Below are 3,165 nucleotides of genomic sequence, written 5' to 3' on the forward strand. Positions count from 1 at the left end.
GTTGACCCTGAGCCAGTTGTTGACCCTGAGCCAGTTGTTGACCCTGAGCCAGTTGTTGACCCTGTCATTGATGCAACTCCGGATGTCAGAATTACAATTGATGGCGTATTACAAGAAACGTCATTAATTAGTGAAAATACTAGTGAGTTGAATGATTATTTCATTCTGCAATGTTGTGATTATAGTCAAACATCATCTATCCAATACATTGAAATACAAAACTTAGGTGAAGCAGATGTTTGGATTAGTTCAATACATGACGACTCAAATATAATATCTTCTGATTCAATAACGCACTCAAAAATTTCTGCTGGAGAAAGCTTAAGCTATAGCATAACTTATACTCCCATATACGATGAAATGTCATATAACCAGACGAATAGTGACCAAGTCAATTTTGAGATTTATACCTCCGATAATATCGAGGAAGACCCATTTGAAGCTCTAACACTAAACGTATCAACAGAGTTTGCTATGAGTTGTTCAGATTACAAAAGTATGGTGCAAGGATATTGGTCCGTTTATTTTGCTAGCGAATATGAACAATATGAATTTGAACTTTTTGAAGGTGGTAGTGGCTCTTACCTTAGTGAAAGTGAATCAGATAAAAGCATATCTTGGGCAGTATACGCAACTGATGAAGCAATAACAGGTGGTTCCTTTGGCGCTGGCTGTGTGTTAGACATAACATTTGATGATGACATTGGATTAGATAGTTTAGTGAGAACATCATTGTTGGATTCTCCTGACTACATTGAAGTCTTCGCTAATGACGATCTGAATACTGCAGTAATCTATTACAATAGATAAGTAACATTAGTTAGGTGTTTTTGAGCTTTAAACATTTAAAGATATTATTCAATCTAATGGTATTAGTACAAAATCAAAACTTAGGACTTTACAGAAAAATGAAAATTTTATTGAACTTCAAGATTACTACTTTATTTTTATTGTTTTCTGCTTATTGTAGCTATGCAGATCCAATTAATATATATGTTTCACCGAATGGAAGTGATAGTTGGCAGGGCATTAGCGAAGTAGAGCAAAGTCCTAATGGCCCATTTTTAACGCTAACTAAAGTAAGAGAGGTTGTTCGAGAGTTAATCAACAACAATACAGATCAAGAAGACATAATTGTCAACTTCATGGAGGGAAAGTATTATTTTGACGAAGCATTAATTTTGAATGCAAACGACTCTGGTACAACAAATTTTTCAATTACTTATCAAGCCTATGAAAATGAAAAAGTAATATTTACTGGGGGAATAAAGTTAAGTGGTTTTGAAGTAGCTGAAACAATAGAAAACATGAATGAAGCTGCCGTAGGTAATATTTTTCATGTAAATCTAAAAGAACTTGGCATTACAGACTATGGGAGCCTATTAGAATCTGGTGAGAGAATAGATATAATTTATAACCAAGTCCCAATGACGTTAGCTAGATGGCCAAACAATACTCTAAGTTTGATTTCTTCTGTTAATGAGGACGAAGCTGTAGGTGAAATTGGTTATGACCACGATAGAGCAAAGTATTGGGTAAGTGAGCCTGAGTTACTTACCCAGGGCTACTGGTATTGGGATTGGGCCAATGAAATCCAATTAGTAGAAAGCATTGATTTATCTAACAAAGTTTTGAATTTAGCCCAGCCTTATCATAATTATGGCTACAAAGCAGGTCAACGCTACTTTATATTAAATGCTCTTTATGAACTCGACAGCCCGGGAGAATGGTATCTAAATAGGAGTACTGGGGATTTATATATATGGCCACCGGATGGAAAAATTGATGACGCTTATATAGAAATATCTTCACTGCCAACATTAATTAAATTCCAATATGCTTCTTGGATCTCAATAGAAGGTATCCAGTTTTCAGGGACTAAAGATTACCCAATATCAATTTTTGAAGGTAATAATGTTCAAATAAAGAAATGCACAATTAGTAATAGCGGGGTCGGTGGTGTCGATATAAGAAAGGGGGTACAACACTCTGTAATCGGTTGTGATATCGCCAATACAGCTGAAAGAGGGATCATAGTAAGGGGAGGAGATAGGGAAACTCTTGAGCATAGTTATCACCTCTTAGAAAATAACTATATTCACAATTTTGCACGTATTGACCGAACTTATAACCCTGCAATAGAGTTACAAGGGGTTGGTGCCATAGCTAAAAATAATACGATTCATAATAGTCCCCATACAGCGATACTATTAGTAGGCAATAATCACACTGTAGAATTTAATGAAATTTTTGATGTTGTATATGAGACTTCGGATGCTGGAGCAATATATTCAGGAAGAGACTGGTCCGCTAGAGGGAACCAAATAACCAATAATTATATACATCACATTTCAGGTTACCGAGACCGGTTAAACATAGGGGTGTATCTAGATGACCAAGCAAGTGGCTTTAATATTACCAATAATTTATTTTTTGAAGTCAACATTGGGATACTAGTTGGTGGTGGTGATGATAACCTAATTGATAGCAATACATTTATTTCTACAGCCACAATTATTGATATGGATGATAGAGGCCTAAATGTTCAAACGGAAACATCAGCAGCCGGAGAACAACTTATTAGCAATTTACAAGATGTACCTTACACCTCTTCAATTTGGACGTCTGCCTACCCCAAATTAGCAATTTCATTAGAGGACATATTTGCTCCTACAGGGAATATAATTACTAATAATTTGAGTGAACGCCCACTAACATTTGATATTCATGAAGAAGCGGAAAACCGTACTTCGATAAAAGAAAATAATGTAAGTAACAATATCTCCTATAGCTTGTCAAATGGGAATATAACGAATATTACGGACACCACGTTTACGCTAGAAAGTGTAGGGGTATTTAGAGATATATATAGAATTACATGGCCTATTAATAAGTACAGAAGAGTAGAAGAGGAGTAGTTCTTAAACTATTAAATACCATATAAGTTTAATTGGATCAGTTGGAATTTAATAAACTAGCGAATGCTCAACTATAATGCTAAGTTGAATTAGTCTCGACTTAATCTGACATTTTTTCTTGAAAAAGAGAGTGTTATCCGTTTTGATAAAAGTGTCGAACCTTTTAATCAAAACAACAAGGCAACTCTCATGTTGCATACTAACAATTGTAATCCCCCCAGAAAGTCGGAGCAGTTATAAGTAGAAA

At 35.1% G+C, this 3,165-nt stretch carries 2 protein-coding genes; both read left to right on the forward strand.

The features are described from left to right. Positions 1 to 810, forward strand: an 810-nt coding sequence (locus tag EOK74_RS03790) for a hypothetical protein (protein WP_205964504.1), incomplete at its 5' end; no start/stop codon positions are given. A 98-nt stretch (positions 811 to 908) separates the two neighbouring features. Continuing rightward, a complete protein-coding gene (locus tag EOK74_RS03795) occupies positions 909 to 2,918 on the forward strand; it encodes a right-handed parallel beta-helix repeat-containing protein (RefSeq protein ID WP_166638709.1) in 2,010 nt (669 codons plus the stop codon). The last annotated feature ends 247 nt before the right edge of the window (positions 2,919 to 3,165 follow it).

This window comes from Paraglaciecola marina (genome assembly GCF_004360155.1).
Taxonomy (GTDB): domain Bacteria; phylum Pseudomonadota; class Gammaproteobacteria; order Enterobacterales; family Alteromonadaceae; genus Paraglaciecola; species Paraglaciecola marina.

Bases quoted from the DNA above. Each gene is read 5' to 3' on its own strand.
- EOK74_RS03795 (WP_166638709.1), top strand. From the start codon at position 909: ATGAAAATTTTATTGAACTTCAAGATTACTACTTTATTTTTATTGTTT.